Origin of the sequence: Paenibacillus sp. YPG26 (genome assembly GCF_023704175.1) — a bacterium.
GTDB lineage: Bacteria > Bacillota > Bacilli > Paenibacillales > Paenibacillaceae > Fontibacillus.
Genome location: NZ_CP084530.1, coordinates 367,108 through 391,072, shown reverse-complemented (window position 1 = coordinate 391,072; position 23,965 = coordinate 367,108). Strand labels below are relative to the sequence as shown.

Here is a 23,965-nt window from a genome sequence, read left to right as displayed (position 1 = left end):
GGCCTGTTCCCGTTATTTGTTACCGCTAGACAAGAGAACAAGACAAAAGCACCCCCTCCCGGAATTCAATTCATTCCTGAGAGGGGGTGCTTTATTTGCAATGAGCCGATGCTTCTACTCTAGTCTACCTTCGCACCGTAGGCCCGCATGAAGTCAGCAGCTTGAGTACTGTCCATTCGGGCTCCTTCGACAGAGAAAGAACGGAAGTCGACCCCATCCACCTCCGCCCCGCGCAGATCGGCCCCCTTTAGCTTCGCCTTGGTGAATTGCGTGCGCGTCAGCTCCGCATTTCTTAGATCCGCCTTCTCCAGATTCGCACCTGTGAGGTCGGCCTCAACCAGTCGAATCCCCCGCAGGTCCTGCTTGGTGAGATCCGCAGACCTGAGATTGGTATAAGACCAGTCTCCTTTGTGGATTGTGATTCCATCCAGCCGGGCTTTGGTGAAGTCGGAACCCGTCATTTTACATGCCGTGAACTTAGACACGAACAGATTGGCATCATGAAAGATACAATTCTCGAATGCCGACTCTGTGTGCATCGACGCATTCAGATGGGCGGCAGTGAAGTCACATTCCACAAACCGGCAGGCCGCTGTAGTCATCTCCTCTAACGAGGTCCCGATGAACCGGCAGCGGACGAATGTACACCGCGTCAGTTCCCCGTCCCGCAGATCCTTCCGGCTGAAATCCACTTCATCAAACTGCTGATCCACATATTGATACATAACATGTCCTCCCATTTCCCAGACCATCTTCTGTATCTATAGTGTAACCCCTGCAGCAGATTCAGGCTAATTCAAATAAGGGCCAGACCTACCACCCGCGGAGCGTTAATACACCCCCATCACTCTGGACAGGGGGGTTCATTGTCTGCTTGGGTACTGTATACCGGGTTAGAACACAACCTCTTCCGCACGCTTAAGTTCCGCGAACTGACTGCCAAGAACGGTATTGTGATGCTCAATGATCTGCTGCGCAGTCAGATTATCCGAATCGAAAGTGCTGTGTCCATCCGTGACCAGAACATTGGCATAACCGAGGCTGTGAGCAGACCGGCATGTCGATTCCACACAGAATTCCGTCTGTACTCCTGTTATAACAAGACGTGTGATGCCAAGCTCTTGCAGCTTCATGTGAAGCTCTGTGCCCAAGAAGGGATCCGCATGGTATTTAGCTATAGTGATATCTCCTTCCTGCGGGGCCACCTCGGGATGAACCTGCCACAACGGTTGTCCCAGGCCGCGTGGAGAATCGCCCTCTTCGGTATACTGCATGTATATGACTGGAGTTCCAGCCAGACGGGCTGTATGAATCAAAGACTGTATATGGCGAAGCAGCTGCTCCGCCTGGTACAGCTCTTTACCGCCATACTGGGCCCATATGAAGGGTGCTAACTGTACATCTACAATCATAAGCGCGCTCTTCGGCATGTTCATTCCAAGCATCCCCCTTTAAGCTCAATTAGTTATAACCTCTGTCCCCGAACGGCTGAAGCTCCTTAAGCCACTTCTCCTTCAGCTTCTTCAGCGTATCCTTGATATCCAGCTGCACGCCTTCCTTCTCCTTCACCGTCTCAAGCACCTCGATCACGAAGTTCTCCTTGCCCATCTCACTCCATTCCTGCTGAAGGCTCTTGCACATATGAGAGCCCATTTCGAGCGAGAATTCCTGGCCGTTAATGGTTTTGAGATTTGGCGTGCTGTCCACATAAAGCTTACCGTTCTTCGTGTTCCTGATCTGAAATACGCCTGCCTGAGTCTTGACTTCCTTCGCCATCAGCTTCAATTCTTGTCTGCGGTCCACCGCATTCCCCTCCTGCTCCGCCGCCGGCCCGGCAAGCCAATACTCACTTCCGTCCGGCTGTCTGTTCATGAATCCGTATTCAATCAGATACCGCCGCAGCAGCGCATAATCCTCAAAGGCCGCGCTCAATATCTCGTTAACTTCCTTCTCCGAATAGATCCGGTCCGGCTCGAACCGCTTGGACAGTTCGTTAAGAATAATCAGCTTCTGCTTCTCCCGCATCGAGAAGCTCTTCAGCGGGCCTCTTGTCCCCGATGGGAAATACTTAGCAAGCACCTTATCCTTCTCGGTCTCTGTAATCCGGTAGCGTTCATCCTTGCTGCCGCCAGCCTGAACCTTCAGCACGGCCGGCGCATGCTTATCCTTCGCCCTTAGAAGCTCCATAATAGCGAGAAATACTCTGGCCTGCCGCTCCTTCTCCTTAAGCACAAACCTGTGGTTGCGTATGGTCGAGGTGCTTCCGCTCCCCAGCTCCTGCTGCACCTCCTTATCACTCTTGCCTTGGTAAAACAACTTCAGCAGATTGCTCTGGATCTCGGACAATCCCGTGAAGCTTTTGTCGAGACTGATGAGATATTCAAAGGCGGAGCCATGCTTCTTCTCAATATGCAGACGGACATATTTCTTCGTCTCGTACAGGACATCATCCTCGGGATAGATAATCCCTTTCTCAAAGCTCTTCCCGCAGCAAATACATATATAAAGGTCATCCTTTTCCATATAGCCCCGTTCAAGCTCGGACAAAGAAGCGTTCCAAATCAGTTCAGAATCAATCATGAATTATTACCTCAATTCGTTTGTTTATTTATAGATATATTATTATTATGTTTGTTAATTGTCAACTCGTTCCAACAAAAACCCATTAATAAGAAACTATGGGGTTCTGTGCGGCGCTCCGCAAACGGATCGTTGCTCTCATCGCTGTTGTTTCCAGATTTATTAGTAGTTATTTGGCGGTGTGAATCTGGAAACAAAGGCGACCGCTGGCGCTTTTCCACAATCGTTCCGTTCACTCCGCTGCGATGCAGCATGATCGGCATTTCTCTTATCGAATACTTACAAAAAAATTAGCCTGGTACGTAAGTAAACTAATTACCACCTTTAAAAATGCCAAACGGCAGGCCTCCGATCATCCGGGGACCTGCCGTTTTTTAGTTATAGGCCTAACTTGTATTAAAAGAATATCTCTGTAGTCACATCATCAGCTGTCCAAACACCAGCAGGCGCTTCAGAACCACGGTCGCTTCAGCCCGGGTAGACGCCGCTCCCGGTCTGAACAGGCCACCGCTTCCTTGGAGCAGTCCTGCACGGACAGCCGTAACCACCGACAAGGGTGCCAAGGTATGCTTACATGCGATACCACACCAACTGAATAAGCTCACATCGGAAATAACTGCTCCAAGATGTGAAGGAGCGGGGCAAATAGCATATCCTTCTGTTTATCTCTGATGGACTCACAGGTATTCTATCCGTATATCGATCCGACGATGAAGATGCTGCAAAGCAGAACTAATAACCTTCTGTGACAAGTGGAAAGCAGCTTATCTTGGGTCGTTAAGTCCTTACTAGAGAATCCCTAAATTTTACTATTTATAGTTATTATAGAAATCGTTGAAAAATGTAGTAAAAATGACTTATTTAGCTGGTGCTTTAGTACTTATTAGTATAAAAATGATTTAATATGGATCAATTTATACTATTATATTAATGTGGTAAATATTACTAATTTAGAGGGATTTATTATGAAAAAAAAGCTAATGGCACTTCTAGTTCTATCATCTACTCTTGTAGGCGCAGTATCCGTATCAGCTTATAGTGGAAGCTATAGTTTTGATATCGATTTTCAAATCTCTGGAACAACTGTACATTCTCTTTCGAATAAATCAACTTCTACAACCGCTACTGCAGAGTCCTACTGGCACACTGGAAACGTAAGTCCCTACAAGGACAAATATTCTGTCGAGCTTTACAAAAACTGGCTCACCTCTTATAAAGTATCTGGCCTTGTAGCAGACAACACCACACAGACCAAAAACTTCGGCGTTATCAGCTCTGGTAACTATACCATTAATGTTGTAAAGACCGGTGGGAATGCCGATAATGTCACTGGCTCCGGGACGATCAACCAATAAGGGGTATAATAAATTCCAAAACAAACCTCATTAATTTGAGGTTTGTTTTGGTACTATATTCTTCGATACATTTGGAGGCAAACATGCTTAATACAGCAGATGTAATTACTTTCATCTTACCGTTACTGATTCTATATTTTATTGCAAGGCTATTCTTTATTCGTAAAACCAAAATTAATATTCTTAAGGAGCTATTCCTCGGCCTTTATATGCTCTATTGTATAACTCTGATTTACATAGTTTGGATCAGAGGTAATATGCCATCGGATCGTTTTCTCCATAATTTCATACCATTCAAGACGATTCTTAGCTATCTCGAATTTCATTCGATACGAGTCGCCATTCAGAACGTTTTGGGTAATCTATTACTTATATTCCCCATGGGTGCTTTTGCATTCTACAACATCCGATTGATGAAGGGTACGGGTGTTTTTATTTATGCTCTACTCATAAGTATCATTATAGAACTGGGACAGTTCCTATTGTTTCTAGTTGGTATTAGCGGAAGAGTGATTGATATTGATGATATTATTTTGAATACATCTGGCTGCATAGCTGGATTCTATATTGTCAGGTTCCTCCATAAAAAATTGGGTATCCCGAATTCTTCTCATTTGAATAAATCGACTAAAAGAGGTATATAGACATGACAGTTATCTTAAAAGCTACCGGAATCAGCAAGAAATACAAAGCATTAACTAATTCTGCAGTGATTTCGCACTGTTCTATAGAGATAGAGAAGGGTAAAACATATGTAATTAAGGGAAAAAGCGGATCGGGTAAAACAACCTTGCTAAACATATTGGGTGGAATTGATAAACCTAGTTCCGGAAGTGTTTACTATCAAGGGAGGTCCTTTTATGAATTGTCAGATAACGAGCAGTCGAGAATAAGAAATGAGGATTTCGGGTTTATATTCCAGTCGCTGAATTTGATTCCTGAGCTAACGGTTTATGAGAATATTGAACTCCCACGGTTTTTTAACCGTAGTTGTAAAATCAGTGGTTCAGACATTTCAAATATAGCTTCCGAAATTGGTATTGGTTCCTTGCTTCACCGCAAAACCTATCAGTTGTCCGGTGGCGAACAACAAAGAGTAGCAATAGCAAGAGCGCTGATTACTTCTCCTAATATTATTTTTGCAGATGAACCTACCGGCAGTCTCGATGCCTCCACTAGTAAAATAATCGCAGAACTGCTTACACGAACCGTAAAAATTAGGGAGGTTGCACTTGTTCTTGTAACGCACGAAGAGAAAATAATTGAAGAAGATCATATTGAATTGACCATAAATGACGGGAAAATTGAGACACTGGAGGAGTATCATGGTCAATTTGGCAGTTAAACTCTTGTTAGCTAGGAAAAAGCGGCTAATCATCATGGGTATATGTTTTGCAGTTGTAATATCTTCAGTTCTTGCTATCTTTTCTTCTACGGAAATAATTAAATCGAACATTAAACAAAATGCGTTTTCACAATACGGTGAGTTTTCTGGTGTGTTACTAGACAGAAAGAATGATTCTTCCAAAGCATCATATGGACAATTTGTATTAACTGGATCGATAAATTTACCAGAAACCAACCGTAAGGCTTCAATAGGATGGGTTAGCTCGAAGTTTGTTGAGCTAGGACATGTTAGTCTTAAGTCTGGTAGGTGGCCAACTTCAGAGCATGAAGTTGCTATCGAAGCTCATTACCTAAACCTAATCAACCCAAACTGGAAAATAGGTAAAGCACACGGTGTTAAGGTGCACGGAAAGACACAGAACCTGAAATTAGTTGGAGTTGTAGAAAATTACTCTGCAAGATGGTCGATAGATGGAGGGAAAGTCCAATTCCCAAATCTATTCATCTTTCAAAGGTTCTCGGAGAAAGCTAGTCATTTCCTAATTCCTTATGACAATGAAAAATCACCTGATGAAAACTATGGTACTGCTTATAACATAGTCAATAACAATGATAAACAAGGTTTTGTAAATGAACGATTAATCTATAACGGATTAAAGGATCTTGATGCATTAACAAAAATATCTATGTCTCTTCAGACAGTTATTCTACTCATCTCCTTACTAGGCTTACCAACATTAATTTCTTTCTTTAATGCAAACCGTAATTTTAATTATGCCGTGCTTCGCTCCTTGGGAAGTACAAGTCGTCACCTTTACCAGATAACTGTTTACCAGACGACCTTTATTTTTTTGGTGGGAACCTTATTATCTTTGCCCCTTTTTTTACTATTTCAATATTTAATTACCATCGGAACTACCAACGGGTCAACTATCTTTTCTGGTCTAACCGCAGGTTCCCTAATATGGTTTTTTGTCATTTATATCCTAATTATTTTGTCTTCTATACTTTCTGTTCTCACCCAACGTAGCAAGAGTATGAAACAAAACTTTGATACAGTTATAAGCCACTCCAACACACTATTGAATGACTTAGTGGACAATGTAAGAAATTTCCATATAAAGCAGTTACTTAGACAACTTTTCCTTTATCCTAAAAGAACTCTATTATCGCTTCTGACGATGACCATCTCAATTGTAGTCGTATTATTCGCTTTAGCCTTCTCTAAAGAAGCAGCTGGTATCTGGACGACAGATATTGATTATTACTTATCCTCGCAGGAGAATGTCTATTCTAAAAAAATCGAACATCATAATGTACTTATTTCTCAAGATATTACTTATTCACCTCAAGAGGTTGCCAAATTGCAGAGTGTAAAGGGAATCATAGGAATTGATAAAGAACCTTCGATGACGGATGTAATGCCCGTTATAAAACGGAGTTATGCTACGCCTTTCATTCTCTCTTGGGCTCAAAAATTTGAGGTAGACCAACAATCAGGATATGAGGATGATATCATTCTGCCAAATGTTAGGTTTGTGCTTAAACCAATAGATGAATTAAGAAGATATCTGCCGCAGGAAAGAGATGACCAAGGCATTCCTCCTGTAGTCCTATACTCACCAGGTATTCGACCTGACGAAAAGAACGCTTTAGTGGGAAAAACCATTTCACTTTCCAAGATCGTTCTTGACGAAACGGGAAAAACGGTTAATCATAGCTGGGACTTTCAGATTGCAAATGTCATCGTCGGGCCGTTTGAGGAACATTATGAGGATGTCACGCTTAAAAGAGATGAAATTACCTTTGTGCTTGATGAGAAATATGCAATGAGCAAAGGTATTACGAAGGGTTATAAGGATCTAAGTGTCTACACCTCTAATCACTTGTCAAAAGAGGAATCACAGAATATCTATGACCAGGTGTATTCATTGGCTGCTACTACTCCAGGTGGGTTATTTCAACATGTACCTGATCTGATTAGTGACTCAAGCAGGATGGCAAATATAATAAACAGAGTGGGGAACTTCACCTTTTATATTGCTATCTTTTTGTCAATTACTTGTATCTACATCGTGTTGAACGGGAAATATCAGATTCATAAAAGATACTGGGGGATCTATAGATCTCTAGGGATGCGGGTTAAGGGAGTATACACCTATCTCCTGCTAGAAATTCATGTTTATTTTGTATTATCCGCTCTTATTAGTGCCGGTCTGTATACAATTTTCCTTACTCTAAATCGACTATCCTACCCGACGAAGGATTATATTGCTATTCTTCTTGCGATTTTACTTGTTGTTTACGTTTTACTTTTGGCGGCTTCCCTTTACATGAAAAAAACGATTAGTAGAGACTCAATTGCACTTTTACTCAAAGTGGAAGAATAGCTCGACGTTATTAGGGGAATGGCATCATATATGTACCCCACCCCTACCTGAATGTGGTGATTAATAAAAACTTCGTTATAAAGGCAGCAGCGGATTTCTCCGCTGCTTTTTGGTGTCGCGTGCCCAGAAGTACGCTGTAATAAAAAACTATTTAACTTTGTTAAGTACCGAAAATGAATCAATCATTTAGTCATTAGTTGCCCAAACACCAGCAGGCGCTTCAGCACCACGGTCGCTTCCGCCCGGGTAGATGGGGCTGCCGGTCTGAACAGGCCGCCGCTTCCCTGCAGCAGTCCAGCTCGGACAGCCGTATCTACGGATGATGCTGCCCAAGGAGCTACCGTGTCCCGGTCCTTGAAGATCGCAATGCCACTTCCGCTGTCCGGCTTCTGTCTGCCCAGCAGATCCATGGCGGAACCGAGCATCGCCGCCATTTCCTGCCGGGTGACCGGAGCATCAGGCTTGAACTGGTTAGCACCCGTTCCCCGGATCAGGCCAGATTGATAAGCCGATTCGATTGGCGCCGCATACCAGGCTCCTGGCTTAACATCCTTGAAGCTTGTCTGGTTCTGGGTCAAGCTCAGCCCTAGTGCGCGCACCAATAATGTGGCGAATTCAGCCCGGGTAACCTGACGATTCGGCTCGAACCTGCTTGCAGACACCCCTTTAACAAGGAGTTTGGAAGCGAGCAGTTCAACGTCCGCTCTTGACCAGTGGCTGTTAAGATCAGGGAAGCTTTTGCTGGCTGCAACAATACCATACAGGCTGGTATGAGTAGTCATAATCTGAACGGCGTCATAACCATCCTCTTTCACCTTGACAGCCGGGACAAAGAGAAGCTCTCCATCCGGACCGAGGGTAACCGCAGTCCAATTCTGCGGAAGCCCGGCAGGAAGTCTTAGCGTACGAGCCGCATAAGCCCGGCCAAAGTCCTGCAGCGCCACCCTCTCCACGTTGTTCGTCAAAGCTGCCTCGAAGTGAACCGGCTGAAGCAGGTTGCCTGCCGCCGATCTGGAGACCGCCTGGCTCCACTGTGCATGCCCGGCTGCATCTGCCCGCTTGACTGTAATCTCGACCCTCCAGCCTTCAGCTGAAGTTCCTGTCCGGGCAGTTACCATGCCCGCCTTAAGCACCGATAACGGAAGCGTAAAGCTTCCCGCACTTGTACTAAGCTTAATACCCGCACCCGATATAGCTGGAGCATTTCTTAGCACACTAAGAGGATAAGTAACTTTCCATGCATCAGCTTCATGATCAAGTCTGATCAACCAGACTTTATCTGCTGATGACATCCGCCCTACCGCACTGCTGGCTATGTCGGCAGTCACGTTGAGCACAGCTTGCTCCTGTCCTTCCTGCCGGGTGCTCTTCACTTCATCCGAAGCAGGCACGTACTCAAAGCCCGGTGCGGTATCATTGAAGGAGCCTTGTCCTGCTGCTTCATCAGGCTGCTCAGGCAGAGCCGGTACGCCGCCACCACCCGAACCTCCGCCACCTGTGCTTCCGCCAGAGGTGCCGCCACCGGAGCCGCCACCGGAGCCGCCATCCGTACTTCCACCCGGGATGCCACCACCACCGGAACCGCCGTCCGTGCTTCCACCAGGGACGCTGCCACCGGAGCCGTCACCAGATCCCGTTCCGCCCGACCCGCCACCTGGAGGATCTGCCGGAACAGTGACCGGATCCATGAAGTCGAGGGTGAATATTCCTGCTGTCATCTCCGAGGCCACACCTGTGATGTATCCAGACTTCACCTTCACTGTAACTACAGTATCATCTGCATGGGTATGACGAAGGGCCTTCCCCGTTAACCGAATCAGCACGAGCTGATCACTGCTCCGTACAGCTTCATAACCAAGACCTGCCGGCAGCCCTTCGAGCACAACCCCTCCTGTTATATCCTGAACAAATGTTCCGTGGTCCACATACAAGGACTGCGTCGCCGATACGGTTCCATCATTGCTGAGATCCTCCTGAATAACAGGATTCAGCAGGGTAAGAACAGGTTCTCCCGCATACTGGGCTGCCGTATGAACAGGCACTTCGGTAAGACTTGTCTGGGTATTGCCAGCATTATCCTTCGCCAGGAAATAGATGATGTAATCCTGGTCGGGACTAAGCTTATCGAAATACAGGTCTGCTTCCTGCCCCGCCGCTACAATCGTTGGGGCAAGCTGCTGCAGCGCTTCCCGGGTCGGCTTGGACTGATCTGCCGGAACTGGCAAAGCATATATCGCCGCATTCTCATCCGTCTTCACCAGCACATGAAGGGAATTGTCTGTTACCGCGCTTGCTTTGGGATAACCATTCGCAAATACCGGCGCAGTCGTATCTGCCGGCTTAACCTGCTGCTTGGTAACGAAAGACACCTTCACCGGAGCGCTGCTTACGTTACCCGTCGTATCATAGGCGGCCAGATACACCACATATGAGGTCTGCGGGTTGAGGTTGCTAAAAGTCAGCGTTAGATCCTGATAAGCGGAAGCCGACTGGGAAGCGGCCATCTTAAGATCCCCAAGGGTAGGTGCGGGATCGGCGGCAGGCTGAACTTTGGCATATACCTTGGAGGCTTCATCCACATTCAGAACCACTTCCGCTGATACATCCGTCACCGTTCCTATACGCGGATACCCTTGCGTGAAAGCCGGAGCTGCAGTATCCGCCGTCTGAATGCCCACCGAGTTCCATGCGCTTGTCACCGCCTGGATAATCTGCTGTCGGCTATACTGAAGCTCGGAATGCGCCTTAACATAATTCTGCGCGGCACTTTCATATCCGTTCGCGGCATCAACAAAATTTGAAGTAGCGTTAAGATAATTCGTTAACACATCGTAAGCCATCGAGGCTACAGCATTCTTGGCGCCTGCTGTACCCAGAAGCGGCTCCAGATTGGCTACCATCAGGTAACCGGCACGATTGGGAATTCCGCTGTTCGTATGAACGCCTCCATTATCGTGGGTACTGTCATTCGGGAGATACACGTAATCACTCATATGAGCAGGCTGCGGGGAGAGAACGGACGAATCCCCCGGATTCCTCATATTTCTCAAGGCCCGGCGATCCTGCCTTAAGTCTTCACCAATTAACCACCACTTGGTATCGGCCGAATCATAGTTGGATTCAATTAAGGCGCCGAACAGATCGGAGAAGGACTCATTCAGCGCGCCCGATTGATTCTGATACTCCAGATTCGCAGACTTTTCGTTCACGCCATGCGTGATTTCGTGCGCTACAACGTCCAGTCCGCAGGACAAGCAGTCAAATCCGCCTCTGGAAGATCCGCTTCCATCCCCGTACAGCATGTAGCCTCCGAACCAGGCAGCATTATCCCAGGCTCCGCCTTGATTGGTCGCACTCCAGAGATCCGGGATGTGAACAATGGAGCGGATGGGGCTGCCTTGGGCATCAACGCTGTTTCTCCCAAGCTTGGTATAGTAATAGTCATAGACCTTGCCTGCATTGAAATGAGCATCAACCGCCTGGCGATCCGAGAAGGCTGTTGAGGAGCTTTCGATATTTTCATAGTAGATTTTACCGAAGCTATCCGTCCCGCCATAGCCATAGGTGAATACACCACGGTCGGTATCTGTGTACATCTGCCACATCGGCTTGGTGATATCGAGCAGCTGGTATTTACCGGAAGACGGTTCTTTATAAATATTTAACGATTTGGAATCGCCGTTATATCCTGTGCTGACCCCTGTCGTCATATTGGACGGATTCAGGCTTCTTGCCTGATAGGAAGTGCTGTATTCATCCATAATAGAGCCGTTTCCGGCATCGACATAGGCTGTCCATTTACCAGGATGGGGCTTGAGATAGGTCACATTAACCTCGTAGGCGAGCCTGTACCCCTGATCTCCGGGATAGATGATCAGCTTGGCTGTAGGCCCGGGGGCACGAAGCACCTGCTGACCGGCATCAGCGGAATCCCAGCTGATCTCCGTTCCTTCCTGGTCCTCGATCCACTGTTTGAGAATATTCACAGCTTGACTTGCGCTGATGGAAGCTGTGAGCTGATCGGGCATAACCGCTTTCTCCGGTTCAGTCCGGCTTGCAACCTCCTGAACCTGCTTGTTCTCGTCAAGGTGAACCCGCATATATTTGCCATATACCGGAATCCCTTGATACTGCTGTTGATATAGAAGATGGGTCTGATCAATTTTATCCTGCTTCTTATCAATAAGCTTCAGATTCGTCTGCGGATCTGTTAACCCGGTGATCTCCTTATTCTCCTTCAAGAAATTCAGTACCGAGCTGTCGCTTGCCAGACTGGGTGACGTGATATCTTTGTAAAAGCGGGATTTGTCCTCAGTCTGCTGCCCTTCACCCGAACTAGGCTGTACGGCAATCTGTTCCTCTCCGGCAAATGCCTGGACAGTGCCCATTCCCCAAGCTCCATTCGTAATACAGACTGCGGACAGGATCACCATCAACATTCTGGTCAGTTTGTTACTCTTCAAGACCGCGCTACCTCCCCGTTCCTTGCGATATTGTAATAGACTACTATCTCGGGTCAACCTGACGGACGAACTAGAAGCTCGAACTCTCCTTACTCTATTTCAATCCAGTACTAGTAGAATGAACCAGAAAAATCCTCAACTTTATCTAATTTCCGCCAACACGGAATGGACTAGAGTCTATGTATCTATTATATCGAATATGAAATTGTTTTTTGTAGATTATTCGACATAAATAACTATTTTTCGACACAATTAAATAGAAAAGCCCTGAGGGTCGTCTAGACGCCTTCGGGCTTTTCCAGGGGTTCATACTATTTATAGATTACGCTGCCCGTCTCCTTGAACTCCCTCGACTTGGCTTCGAGCCCCTCCTGGATTGCTTCTTCGCTATCCAGGCCCTTCTCCTTGGCGTATTGGCGGATATCCTGCGTAATCCGCATGCTGCAGAATTTCGGGCCGCACATGGAGCAGAAATGGGCCGTCTTGGCTCCCTCCGCGGGAAGAGTCTCATCATGGTACTCCATGGCCCGCTCCGGATCGAGCGAGAGGTGGAACTGATCTCTCCAGCGGAACTCGAACCTCGCCTTGGAGAGCGCATTGTCACGATCCTGCGCACCGGGATGGCCTTTGGCCAGGTCAGCGGCGTGGGCAGCTATTTTGTAAGTGACGACTCCCTCTCTTACATCTTCTTTATTCGGCAGACCGAGGTGCTCCTTCGGGGTCACATAACAGAGCATCGCCGTACCGAACCAACCGATCATAGCGGCGCCTATGGCTGAAGTAATATGATCATAACCCGGCGCAATATCGGTCGTCAGCGGTCCGAGCGTGTAGAACGGCGCCTCATCGCAGATATCCAGCTGTTTATCCATATTCTCCTTGATCAGGTGCATCGGCACATGGCCCGGTCCTTCGATCATCACCTGCACATCATGCTTCCAGGCAATCTTAGTGAGTTCCCCGAGCGTCTCCAGCTCCGCGAACTGGGCTTCATCGTTCGCATCCGCAATGCTGCCCGGGCGGAGACCATCGCCAAGCGAGAAGGCGATATCATACGCCTTCATAATCTCGCAGATTTCCTCAAAATGCGTATACAGGAAGTTCTCCTGATGATGAGCCAGGCACCAGGCCGCCATAATCGAGCCGCCCCGGGAGACGATGCCCGTCAGACGCTTCGCCGTAAGCGGAACATAACGCAGCAGCACTCCGGCATGAATGGTGAAGTAATCCACTCCCTGCTCGGCCTGCTCAATGAGCGTATCGCGGTAGACTTCCCAGCTCAGGTCCTCGGCTTTGCCATTCACCTTCTCCAAGGCCTGGTAGATCGGAACCGTTCCAATCGGAACAGGAGAGTTGCGGACAATCCACTCCCGGGTGGTGTGAATGTTCTTGCCTGTGGACAGGTCCATAATCGTATCCGCGCCCCAGCGGGTGGCCCAGGTCATCTTCTCCACTTCCTCTTCAATGGAAGAGCCTACGGCCGAGTTGCCAATATTGGCATTAATCTTGACCAGGAAATTCCGGCCGATAATCATCGGCTCGCTCTCCGGGTGATTGATATTGCTGGGAATAATAGCTCTGCCGCGCGCCACTTCATCACGCACGAACTCGGCTGGCACATTCTCGCGAATCGCAATGAATTCCATCTCCGGGGTGATGATCCCCTTCCGTGCGTAATGCATCTGGGTCACATTATGACCCGGCTTCGCCCGCAGCGGACGTCTGCCTGAATGCGGGAACTGCTGCGTATTGGCCCTTGGATCATCGGTCAGATAGCCGTTATCCTCCGGCTTGATCTCTCTTCCTTCATACTCCTCCACGTCCCCACGCTCCATAATCCAGGCGCGGCGGTTCTCAGGGAGCCCCTTCGTAATATCGGTCTGCGCCGCGGCATCGGAATACAGGCCGCTCGTATCGTACACACGGACCGGCGCATTCTCTTGACTGCCATAGCTGTCGGAAGTGGGGCTGAGCGCAATCTCGCGCATCGGCACACGAATATCCGGCCGTGAGCCTTCCACATATACCTTGCGGCTGCCCGGCAGGGCGGAAGTCTGAAGCTGAATCGTCTCTTTGGTCATAACAAAAAAAGCCTCCTCTGTGAGTTATCCGAGAAAGGCCGAGCGTGTAAATGGACATAACAAGACCTCTTAGCAGACACTAAAAAGGGTCTCTTGAAGCAGACAGACTTCGTCCATTTCAATTCCTCCGCTGGCATTACCCAGATCAGGTATAACGGTCGATAGTGGAATTCCTATCCTCTCAGCCCAAAACCTTGAGCTCCCGCTTGATATGCAGTTGTCGGTATAGAAGTTGAACTATAAGCAGTTCACAAGTTCAACTTCTATACTATCTTAACTTAACCCTGCTAGATTTACAATCGCAGACTATAAATGATTAATTTTCCAGCATTCAGGCGGCTAAACTCTGCTTTGGCACACTTCCCAGTGCTCTACTTATTGTATGTTTGGAAGAATAGAGGTATGCTAATAAGCTGATAAAAATATATGTACGAATAAATGAAGGTGAGTTTGATGGGAGAATCCATTTTCAATAAAATACCCGCGGGCGCGGCCCGGCAGCACGTTCCCGAAGCCAGGGTGGCCGCTGCCAGGACCAGCCGCGAGATTGTCGGCGGAGGCGATCCGGATGCCGGTTATTTCCGTACGCTGGAAGCCAGCGGTATTCTGCTGAATGCGTCGCAGATTGCAGCGGTGCGCCATTTCAAGGGACCGCTGCTGACCCTGGCCGGGGCCGGTTCCGGCAAAACCTCCGTCCTGATCTGCCGCACCGGTTATCTGCTGTCGGTAAGACGTGTCGATCCGCGGGAAATTCTGCTGCTGACTTTCTCCAGCAAGGCCGCCCAGGAGATGCGCGACCGGATTGCCGTTCTGCCGGGCATTCATCCGCACGATGTCCGTCTCCTGCAGGCGCGGACATTCCACTCCTTCTTCCTGCAGCTGATTCGCAGGCAGGGCAATGAGCTGGAGATCTGGAGCGAGACCCGCAGACAGCACATTCTGCTCAAGCAGATTATGCGGGAAATGGGTCTTCAGGATGCTTATCAGCCGGAGACACTGCTGTCCATGCTTTCCTCCTACAAGACCAATCTGGTAGATCTCCCCGATATGCCTGAAGACAGTGTGACCGAGCGGGAGACCAAACGCATTCTACTGCAGTATGAGCAGTGGAAGCTCGATCACGAGAAGATGGACTTCGATGATGTCCTGATCCTGGCCTACCGGCTGCTGAAGGGGAGTCCCTCCCTGCTGCGCACCATTCAGGACCGCTTCCGTTATATTATGGTGGATGAGTTCCAGGACACGAACCATCTGCAGTATGAGCTGGTCAAGTTGATCGCCGCCCCGCAGGATCATCTCATGGTGGTTGGCGATGATGATCAGACCATCTATTCATTTAACGGGGCGCGCAGCGAGTATATTTTGGAATTCGAGAAGACTTACCCGAAGGCCAAAGTCATTACGCTTACTATTAACTACCGCTCCGGGACACGGATTGTCGGTCTTGGCAATGAAGTAATCCGGCACAACAAGCACCGCAGAAGCAAGACACTGGAGGCGGTTAGATCAGGAGCTTCGGGGCCGATGTACACGCGCCCGCTCTCCAGTGACGAAGAAGCGCGGCTGGCTCTCGACCGCATTGAGCATGAGGTTCGGGCCGGCAGACGGAATTATGGGGACTACGCCGTGCTCTACCGGGCAACCAGCAACAACCGGGCCATTCTGGAGCAGCTCATGATCCGGGAGATTCCATATATTGAATATGGAGATGGTCAGCTCCTCTATGAGAATGCCCTAGTACTCCCGCTTGTGGACCACCTAAGACTGGGCCTCAACCGGCGGGATTTCACCGCGATGGAGAGCGTGCTCCCAACGCTCTATATCAACCGGGAACGGGGCATGTCCCATATTGTCCAGCAGGAATCGATTCGGGCCAAGAAAGGCCCGCTGGTTCATCTGCTGACCTTGTCCGGGCTTAAGGACTTCCAGCTGGCCAAGATCCAGGACCGGCTTGAGCTGATCCGCACGCTCTCCGGGATGAGACCAGCGGCGGCCATCGCCCGGATGAGAGAGAAATTCTACAATGCTTATGTCGAGGCGGATGAACGGAAGCTGCTGACCCAGCACAAGGAAATGATTAAGGAGATGCTGGATGAACTGGAAGCTTCTGCAGATCGCTTCGATACAGTAGTAGGCTTCCTTGGATTCATCAGCGATGTGATCCAGAAGAGCCGGGAGCAGAGCAGCGACAAATCCCGGGAACAGGGGAACCGTGTAGCCCTGATGACCATCCACCGGTCCAAAGGGCTTGAGTTCCCGGTTGTGATGCTGATCGGCGCCATCGAAGGCAGCCTGCCGCACAGCTCGGCGATCGAAGCCGACCGCATGAAGGACACCGCCTATTCCGAAGTGGGCGGTGCCTCCAAGGGGACAGCCGCCCTGGAAGAAGAGCGGCGGCTTGCCTACGTCGCGATCACCCGCGCCAAGGAGGAGCTGATCATCAGCTCCCCCGCAAGGTACCGCGGCAAGAAAGCGGCCGTCTCGCGCTTTCTGCTCTCGGCCTTCGGCGGCGATGCAGCCGAAGGCGCGGCCACCCCTTCGAGCGCTTCGCGCGCTCGAAGGGAAGTGGCTGCGGGCGTGGCTTACGCCCGCAGCGGGAGCCGCGCTGCGGACGGGCGAAGCGCCCGCAGCGGCGGTGCAGCGGCGGCGACGCGCACGGAGAGCGTCGCCGCCTGGCTGTGCCAAGGTCCAGGCTGTATCGCCTGGACCCGGGTTACGGCGAGGGACCATGGCCTCGCCGCGAAGGTCTGCCCCCTGTGCGGGAAGCCCATGCACAGGGGCCGCAAGGACGTGCCGGTCTAATTGCGGCACGTCCTTGCTTGTCTTGCCGGAAGGCTGCGCCGCTTCCGGCCCCCTTCTTTAGACCAACATATACTAAGCAGCCTCTCGAGCGTGACATAAGATTGTCCGAGATTCTGAAGTGTTAGTGCTAACTGTGAAATTATGATTCTACCTCAGCCTTTGCATCCGTCAGATTCATTTCAGATACACTGTGATATTGCACGGATTCAAACTAAAAATTGATCTGTTAAATCTTTACTAAAGTACTAATAAATAACCCCCTAATAAGGTGTTGAAGTGCACCCCTTAGAATAGACATTGGAAAAACCCCTGGTTATTCCGATGAATTCTAAGGGGTGCATTTTTATGGCGATTAAAGGACAGAAACTCAAACAGTATTCGGAAGAATTAAAGTTAGAGGCGATTCGGCTTCACGTTGAGGAGAAATGGACATATCGGGAAATCAACGAACATCTGGGCATTCAGGACAAAGATCGAATGAAGCGGTGGATGCGAAAATACCGGGAACTAGGTGAGTATGGCCTGTTAGATCAGCGGGGAAGGCGGAAAGAATATATCGATCAAGACCGGTATGTCCAAAAGCTCAAGCGGGAGAATGACATGTTAAAAAAGTGCTTGGAAATCTGGATGCAGGAGGCAAGGAAGAACGCTTTAAGCTCATCGAGAAAGCGGCAACTCTAGGGAAAATTGCAGACTTATGCCAACTCTTTGGCGTCTCCAAAAGCGGTTACTATGCCTATTTGAAGCGAAAGGGAAACGACCGCGACGCCGAAGCCAAACAACAAATCCGTAAAGTCTACAAGCGTTACGAAGGAAAATACGGGTACCGCCAGCTCCAATTGTTCTTGTGGAAGGATGACGGCATTTGGATGAACCACAAGAAGGTATTGCGTCTTATGCAAAAACTCGGCATTCAGGCCAGTATTCGCCGTAAACGCCGGGTAAGCCCTGCGTACCAAACTGGGGAACGAGTAGCAGAGAACTTACTGAAGCGAGACTTTACAGCGGAAAAACCAAACCAGAAATGGGTGACGGATGTGACCCAATACCGTGTAGGTGAACGCTGGCTGTATCTTTCAGCAATAAAAGATCTGTTCAACAACGAAATTGTTGCCTACCAGCTGAGCGAACGTAACGACAATGAGTTGGTTCTACAGACGTTTGCCAAAGCATTTGCCAAGCAAAAAGACGTGACCGGATTGGTCGTTCACAGCGACCAGGGATTCCAGTACACGTCTCATGCTTACCACGACATGCTGCCAAAGGTTGGCGCCCAAATCAGCATGTCACGCCGGGGCAATTGTCTAGACAACGCCTCTATGGAGAGCTTCTTCTCGCATCTCAAAACGGAAGGACTCTATCCTTATGATATCCGAAAAATGGCTGAGGCACAAAGAAGAATCGAGAAATACATACGATTTTACAACCGAAGACGACCACAGCGTAAATTAGATAAACTGACGCCGGTAGACTACCGACGCCAGTTTGCAGCCTAGGTGTTTTTTTAATGTCTACTAAATGGGGTCTTGACCAGTGTCAGATAGAGAGCTATTTAGGCCGCTCTCTACACAAGTTGGATTATTGAGTTGGAACTTATTTAAAGTATCATCTATAAGAGCTTTAATTTAAGCAATTCAAAAGGAAAAAACCGAATCCACAAAATCGAATCCGGTTTTAAGGGTATCTATTCAATTTTGCGTCTCTTAAAGTTACTGAGCGTCTTATGAGGCGCGTATAGTAAATTTATCAAGCAAAAAAGTTTACTAACTCAAGACTCCAAGTATCACCAAATCCAGATAATGTGGCCGATGTAGTTACGCCAACTTTTGGCGCTAATTGACCAGTTGCTGTTGGTAGTACAGCTTTCCATGACGTTGGTGATGTATATTCAAACGTGGAACCAGTGGGATACTTAGTTTCGCTAACCTGAGTTAAACCACCACCCTCTGGAACTCCATATACTCCATAAATAACCTTTTTATTAGTTACTGAAATGCCCGAAGCGTATACTCCCCATCCACCACTAACCCCTGCCGACTTCCAGTATTTCACTCCGTGACTATCATAAACATAAGTAACGTAAATTGTTGATTCTGCTTTTACCGAAGAAGTTTTGTCCCATCCACTGTTATACTTTGAGGCACTATAACTTGCTAGAGTTGTTAGAGCGTAAGTAGAAATGATATTGTCATTTGTTGTGTCCTGCTCTTCAGTCAATAATTGTGCCGTCTTATATTGTGTAACATATAGTAGCTTTTTTTTAGAAGAAGAAGTAATTTCCTTTGTACTTACCTGCTCTTCAAGAGGGAGATCAGAAATGTTGTTTTTTGCTCTATTAATCAATTCTGTTTGGTCCTTAATTTCAGTATTCTTCTTTAACAGTTTAAGATGAGTATCCGGAGGAGCTGCATTCACCACTGGAACAACTAATAAAAGTGCAATAAACGATGAAAAGAACAAACTAAAGATACGTTTAGACATACAATAACCTCCTAATTAGTATTATTTTACCACAAATTTACCTTACTACTATTATTCAAACATGTCTAATAAAACTTATCTATTTAGTCGGTTTTAAACCCAAAAAAAGTATTGACTATGGAAAAACCAAATAGGACTGGAATAAGAATACTACTTTCGTTGTTATAAACCATTACAATATCTATTCCTAATAAATTAGGTAATCCCAAGTAAAATATTAGAAATGGATAAGCGGTAAATATAAAACTTATAATAAGTATAACGAGCTGAAATGAATTGAATATAATTTTTTTGGGTATCCCCCTATACAATGAAAAGTAAATACCGATAATGATGTTAGCTATTCCCAATGACCAAAATTTGTATGAAGCGTTAAATGTTTCATCAGATTTAGTATTGAAGTATTGCAAAGATTGGCTTGCTAAATATAAAATTAATATAAACCCAATAGTCCAAAAAAAGAAATATGCATATCGTTTGGTCATTAAAACACCTCCAAGTTTAAATCTAATTAACCCATACTCCTTTCGTTTTTTTGAAAATTTTAACACGGTTTGATTTTATTGTATACATGATTATTTCTATGGAGCAAATTAGTCGATCAGATAAAACTATACATAGGCAGTGTTGAAATTAGACAGTCAGAATCAGAGAAGCAGATGCTGATTTCTCGCTAAAGATATCATTGAACTTGATTACGCTAAAAAGAAGTGAGGGTACTTATAATCCCTCGCTTCTCTTTATGTTCTTATAAGAGTAGATGAAGGGAGCTTAATCCATTAGTTACGCCCCATCCCTACTCTCATTCACCCGCATACTTCTTCAGCACAATCACCGTATGCCCGCCGAAACCAAAGAAATTCGACAATCCTACCTCAAACGTGCCCGTCCGGGCGGTATTCGACACATAGTCAAGGTCGCAGCCCTCACCCGGCTGATCTAGATTGATTGTCGGGGTATGATGCCTTCCCGCAGACTTTGTACGAGGGCAATGGCTTCGGCCCCACCGGCAGCTCCGAACATGTGTCCCAGCATGGATTTGTTAGCCGTGACCGGAACACGGTGCGCCGCCTCGCCCAGCAGTTCTTGATCGCCATCGTCTCCGCCAGGTCGCCCATCTCCGTACTGGTGGCGTGGGCGCTGATCATGTCGATATCCTGCGGGGTGGACCCGCTGACTTGACGGCGCTCTTCATCGCCAGGTAACCTCGCAACCCTGCTCACCTGTCTCCATTTGTTTGCGGCGAGGGACCATGGCCTCGCCGCGAAGGCCTGCCCCTTGTGCGGGAAGCCCATGCACAGGGGCCGCAAGGACATGCCGGTCTGACCGCGGCACGTCCACGCTTGCCTAGCCGGAAGGCTGCGCCGCTTCCGGCACCCGGTGCCCATAATGCTGCAGACCATTTGCTCGCCCGAGAACTGGCGATGTCCACGAAATAACGCATGTAGGCATGGCTATCCGCTGTTCAACCAACGTAACAGGGCTGGCTGAATTATGGTTAGTAGACCTTAGGAACTGGATTATGGTTTGGAGACCTTGACCTTAGGAATAAGTTGAGGACTTTGTGTACCGCCAGGGTAGACGTCATTCACCCTTTACAGCCCGAACTATATTCCGTTCAATTCAAATTCAGCCCCGGCTCCCATCTTGTGATGGAGGCCGGGGCTGATTCGTTTAGTTCTGTACGCCGGACAATGCCTTGAGCAGCAGCTGGGCGAGCATCGCTGCCGCTTCCTGCTTCAGCATCGGGCGAGCAGGCTCGTAATCGACGGCACCCTGGGCATCCGGTCTGGTCTCCGGACCATATAAGCCCATGCCGACGACAAGCTCAACGTCTTGCTGCGCCCAGGCCGCGGGTTTGACTTTGAGGTTCACGGACATCTGCGGGAAGAACAGAGCAGCGCGTGCCACTCGTGCGATAATCGCTGCGGCTTCCTGCCGGGTAATAGCCCGGTCCGGTTCAAATCGCTGCTCCGGCGTACCGGTAATACCGCCAAGCTCAGCAATGGCTTGTACAGCGGCCGCATCCGGGCGGCCCTTCATATCGGCGAAGGCGCTCGCCGTCTGGGAGGCCTGCAGACCGGCCAAGCGGGCGAGAGCACTCACGAACTCCCCGCGGCTGATCGTCTGCTTCGGTCCAAAGGATGTCTGCCCTTTGTCGTTGAACGCGCCAAGGGCGCGCAGCTGATATATATAATCCGCATAAGTGTGGCTGTCTGGGACATCGCCGTACTTGTCAGGAGCCGGAAGCTTCTCGGACATGCTGTCCGGAGAGGTGTAGTACAGGTAGGCGATACCGCCGTCCGCAGCTTCCTTGAAGGCGGCGGGCACACCCTTCTCATCCTCGAACCGGAGAGGGCTGATCTGTCTCAACGTATGGGTTCCTGTCCCATCCTGAACTGTTAGATGGCCCTCTTCCGCAGTCACTTTCGAGAACAGCAGCGGCGTTCGAAGACCGCGGTAGATACCTTCGAACCGTGCCAGTTCGGCCTTGGCAGCATTCTGGTATGTCTTCGGTGCTTCCTGCTTCGGATAATAATGATCCATAAATGCAGCAAAAAAGCGGTCTCTCACACTGGCGGTTGCATCACTCGTCGTCAAGATCAGGCCGCCGACCTTTTGATCCGGCAGCAACCACATCCAGGAGTGATAGCCGTCCAGATCTCCGCCTTTGCCGATCACTAACTGCCCGTTATGCTTCGCATGCATGAATGATTCGAAGCCATATGAGGCGATCGGTACATCCGTCGCGGCAGAATAGTGAACAGCCTGCATCTCCTTGACTGTTTTCTCCTCCAGAATACGTGTCTCCCCGAGCTTCCCTCCATTTAACATCGCGATTATGTAGTTCGCCATGTCGCTGCCGTTCGAGAACATGCCCCCCTCCGGAGCGATGGTTGGCACGTTGGGGTAGACCGGGTGCGGCTTCCGCTTCTGATCATACCCGGTTGCCAGGTTCGAGGTGACTTCCGGTGTCATCTTCATGCTTGTATGCGTCATGTTAAGCGGCTTGAAAATATGCTTGTCCAAATATTCCTCAAACGGCTCTCCGGTAATGTTCTGCACGATGTAGCCCTGCATTGTGAAGGCGATATTATCGTAGCGATATGCTTCGCCCGGCTTGCGGATGACGCTTGGAGCATTCCCGCGAATGAAGTCCCCCAGCTGAATCGTTCCATCCTTCTGAGGATTGACGCGTGCCACTGAATCGGTAAAATCAAAACCCGTCGTATGGCTCATAAGGTGCGCGGCCGTGACTGGCGTGCCGGTTTCGTTCTTAAGCGGAATATCCGGCATATAAGCGGAAATATCCTTGTGAATGTCGAGCTTGCCTTTTTCCGCCAGCTGCATGACAGCGGTCGAGGTAATCGACTTTGTAATCGAGGCCATCCGGAACAGCGTAGTCTTCGTATCGATCGGTTTCTTCATTTCAATGTTGGCGTAGCCGTACCCTTTATTCAGCATAATTTGATCACCTTTGACAATAACGGCGATTGCGCCAGTCAACTGTTCGGCAATCTCCGGCCGGGCAAAGAAACGGTCGGCGAATGCGGCGACTTCCGCAGGATCGACCGGTCCCTTCGCTGATACAGCTTGTGCCACTGGTACAGGCCCAGCCGTCTCGGCATGGGCAGCAACCGGTACGCCAACCAGGGACACTACGAGCGCCGCACACAGGAGCACCTGGGCGGTCCTCGTTTTATTTCGTTTGTAAGTAGTCATCAATTCACTCCTTCAATCGGACTGGAATAGTATTCCATTTCATTCTATAGGAGAAGAATTAGCGGATGAACCGCCCACAGTCCGAAATTCTGGCTGGGCCACAGGCTTGTATGGCGCTCGGTCTTAAGACGTAGAGGAGGAGCACAGCACATCCATCTTCAATGCTCCAAGAATGAGTTAGAAAATATAAACTTATACTAAAAATTGAAAATAGTGTGAGTTATAGCTCTCCCCTGGCGCACTATTTAACAACAGTACAGATTCAGGCAGTCTTGATAAGGGGATAACCACAGCTGACATGAGTAATCAAGGCTTCGGGAATGGAGTTACCTCCGATGAGGGCACGGCTTTAGGAGGTTTTGAAGTGCCTGGTGGATACGGGTATGTTAAAGTTTTCTTCAAAAACAAATCCAGGGCTCCCTTAAAAGTAGTTGTGACACACTATAATACTAAGAAAACATATGTTACAAAAACTATTCCCGGAGGAAAGACGTATGCCTGGTTAAGCAATGGTAATCATCCTCAAGGTGTCCGAGCCGGGTTCTATATAGTGACCTTCAGAGGCGGCGGTGATGGAAGCAGGCCTGTAGATGCATCATATAGGGGCTTTACAACAGATAATATAGCTGACTTCGGACATTAGGATACCAACTTAAAAGGTGTGAAAAGAGCCAGTACATGAATAATAAATATGTCCTTTTATTATAAGAAAGCTTGAATAAGAGAAGCGAGGAACCTTACAA

17 protein-coding genes, 1 pseudogene and 1 riboswitch are annotated in these 23,965 nt (G+C 48.5%); of the genes and pseudogenes, 8 read left to right on the top strand and 10 right to left on the bottom strand.

Translation table 11 applies throughout. From position 1 onward, the window contains the following. Positions 1-119: 119 nt before the first annotated feature. The 4 genes from LDO05_RS01790 to LDO05_RS01775 form a co-directional block, all read right to left on the bottom strand. Complete coding sequence (locus LDO05_RS01790) at positions 120-725, bottom strand: pentapeptide repeat-containing protein (protein WP_251377182.1); 606 nt, start codon at positions 723-725, stop codon at positions 120-122. Between the two features lie 168 nt (positions 726-893). After that, a complete protein-coding gene (locus LDO05_RS01785; protein WP_251377181.1) occupies positions 894-1,436 on the bottom strand; it encodes a cysteine hydrolase family protein in 543 nt (180 codons plus the stop codon). 25 nt (positions 1,437-1,461) lie between these two features. Continuing rightward, positions 1,462-2,580 (bottom strand): DUF2087 domain-containing protein, encoded by a 1,119-nt coding sequence (locus LDO05_RS01780; RefSeq protein ID WP_251377180.1) that lies wholly within the window; start codon positions 2,578-2,580, stop codon positions 1,462-1,464. A gap of 416 nt (positions 2,581-2,996) precedes the next feature. Then, positions 2,997-3,185 (bottom strand): S-layer homology domain-containing protein, encoded by a 189-nt coding sequence (locus LDO05_RS01775; RefSeq protein WP_251377179.1) that lies wholly within the window; start codon positions 3,183-3,185, stop codon positions 2,997-2,999. 360 nt (positions 3,186-3,545) lie between these two features. On the opposite strand from LDO05_RS01775, the gene LDO05_RS01770 reads away from it, so the two are divergent. The 4 genes from LDO05_RS01770 to LDO05_RS01760 all read left to right on the top strand — a co-directional run bounded on the left by LDO05_RS01770 (position 3,546) and on the right by LDO05_RS01760 (position 7,672). Then, entirely contained in the window at positions 3,546-3,935 is a 390-nt protein-coding gene (locus tag LDO05_RS01770; RefSeq protein WP_251377178.1) for a hypothetical protein, read from the top strand. Between the two features lie 83 nt (positions 3,936-4,018). After that, positions 4,019-4,579 carry a VanZ family protein gene (locus LDO05_RS18940; protein ID WP_481857010.1) on the top strand — a complete coding sequence of 187 codons (561 nt, stop codon included), beginning with the start codon at positions 4,019-4,021 and terminating at the stop codon, positions 4,577-4,579. Positions 4,580-4,581: 2 nt separating this feature from the next. After that, positions 4,582-5,280 (top strand): ABC transporter ATP-binding protein, encoded by a 699-nt coding sequence (locus tag LDO05_RS01765; RefSeq protein WP_251377177.1) that lies wholly within the window; start codon positions 4,582-4,584, stop codon positions 5,278-5,280. After that, positions 5,261-7,672, top strand: coding sequence for an FtsX-like permease family protein (locus LDO05_RS01760; RefSeq protein WP_251377176.1), 2,412 nt, complete (start codon positions 5,261-5,263; stop codon positions 7,670-7,672). The genes LDO05_RS01765 and LDO05_RS01760 overlap by 20 nt, the downstream gene beginning before the upstream one ends. A 182-nt stretch (positions 7,673-7,854) precedes the next feature. Here the strand turns inward: LDO05_RS01760 and LDO05_RS01755 are convergent, their stop codons facing one another. Both LDO05_RS01755 and thiC read right to left on the bottom strand, forming a co-directional pair. Further along, positions 7,855-12,111: a M4 family metallopeptidase gene (locus LDO05_RS01755; protein ID WP_251377175.1), complete on the bottom strand. Its 4,257-nt coding sequence runs from the start codon at positions 12,109-12,111 to the stop codon at positions 7,855-7,857. Between the two features lie 335 nt (positions 12,112-12,446). Then, positions 12,447-14,216: a phosphomethylpyrimidine synthase ThiC gene (thiC, locus tag LDO05_RS01750; RefSeq protein ID WP_251377174.1), complete on the bottom strand. Its 1,770-nt coding sequence runs from the start codon at positions 14,214-14,216 to the stop codon at positions 12,447-12,449. 105 nt (positions 14,217-14,321) lie between these two features. Continuing rightward, positions 14,322-14,432, bottom strand: a riboswitch (TPP riboswitch). A 237-nt stretch (positions 14,433-14,669) separates the two neighbouring features. Here thiC and LDO05_RS01745 point away from each other — a divergent pair. The 3 genes from LDO05_RS01745 to LDO05_RS01735 all read left to right on the top strand — a co-directional run bounded on the left by LDO05_RS01745 (position 14,670) and on the right by LDO05_RS01735 (position 18,514). After that, complete coding sequence (locus LDO05_RS01745; RefSeq protein ID WP_251377173.1) at positions 14,670-17,018, top strand: UvrD-helicase domain-containing protein; 2,349 nt, start codon at positions 14,670-14,672, stop codon at positions 17,016-17,018. Positions 17,019-17,363: 345 nt separating this feature from the next. After that, positions 17,364-17,699 (top strand): transposase, encoded by a 336-nt coding sequence (locus tag LDO05_RS01740; RefSeq protein ID WP_251375966.1) that lies wholly within the window; start codon positions 17,364-17,366, stop codon positions 17,697-17,699. Then, positions 17,630-18,514, top strand: a complete 885-nt coding sequence (locus LDO05_RS01735) for an IS3 family transposase (RefSeq protein WP_251375967.1) — start codon at positions 17,630-17,632, stop codon at positions 18,512-18,514. Before LDO05_RS01740 ends, LDO05_RS01735 begins: the two co-directional genes overlap by 70 nt. 250 nt (positions 18,515-18,764) lie before the next feature. Here the strand turns inward: LDO05_RS01735 and LDO05_RS01730 are convergent, their stop codons facing one another. The 4 genes and pseudogenes from LDO05_RS01730 to LDO05_RS01710 all read right to left on the bottom strand — a co-directional run bounded on the left by LDO05_RS01730 (position 18,765) and on the right by LDO05_RS01710 (position 23,222). After that, positions 18,765-19,499, bottom strand: a complete 735-nt coding sequence (locus LDO05_RS01730) for a hypothetical protein (protein WP_251377172.1) — start codon at positions 19,497-19,499, stop codon at positions 18,765-18,767. A gap of 802 nt (positions 19,500-20,301) precedes the next feature. Next, a pseudogene (locus LDO05_RS01725) lies at positions 20,302-20,715 on the bottom strand (beta-ketoacyl-[acyl-carrier-protein] synthase II); the annotation flags it as partial. Continuing rightward, the gene (locus LDO05_RS01720; RefSeq protein ID WP_251378796.1) at positions 20,691-20,840 is read right to left on the bottom strand and encodes a hypothetical protein; all 150 of its coding nucleotides are present in this window, start codon (positions 20,838-20,840) and stop codon (positions 20,691-20,693) included. The gene LDO05_RS01720 and the pseudogene LDO05_RS01725, both read right to left, overlap by 25 nt. Positions 20,841-21,173: 333 nt before the next feature. Further along, on the bottom strand, positions 21,174-23,222 hold the full coding sequence (locus tag LDO05_RS01710; RefSeq protein WP_251377170.1) for a serine hydrolase domain-containing protein: 2,049 nt from the start codon (positions 23,220-23,222) through the stop codon (positions 21,174-21,176). A 298-nt stretch (positions 23,223-23,520) separates the two neighbouring features. Between LDO05_RS01710 and LDO05_RS01705 the strand changes: the two genes are divergently transcribed. Then, the gene (locus LDO05_RS01705; RefSeq protein ID WP_251377169.1) at positions 23,521-23,865 is read left to right on the top strand and encodes a hypothetical protein; all 345 of its coding nucleotides are present in this window, start codon (positions 23,521-23,523) and stop codon (positions 23,863-23,865) included. Positions 23,866-23,965: the final 100 nt, after the last annotated feature.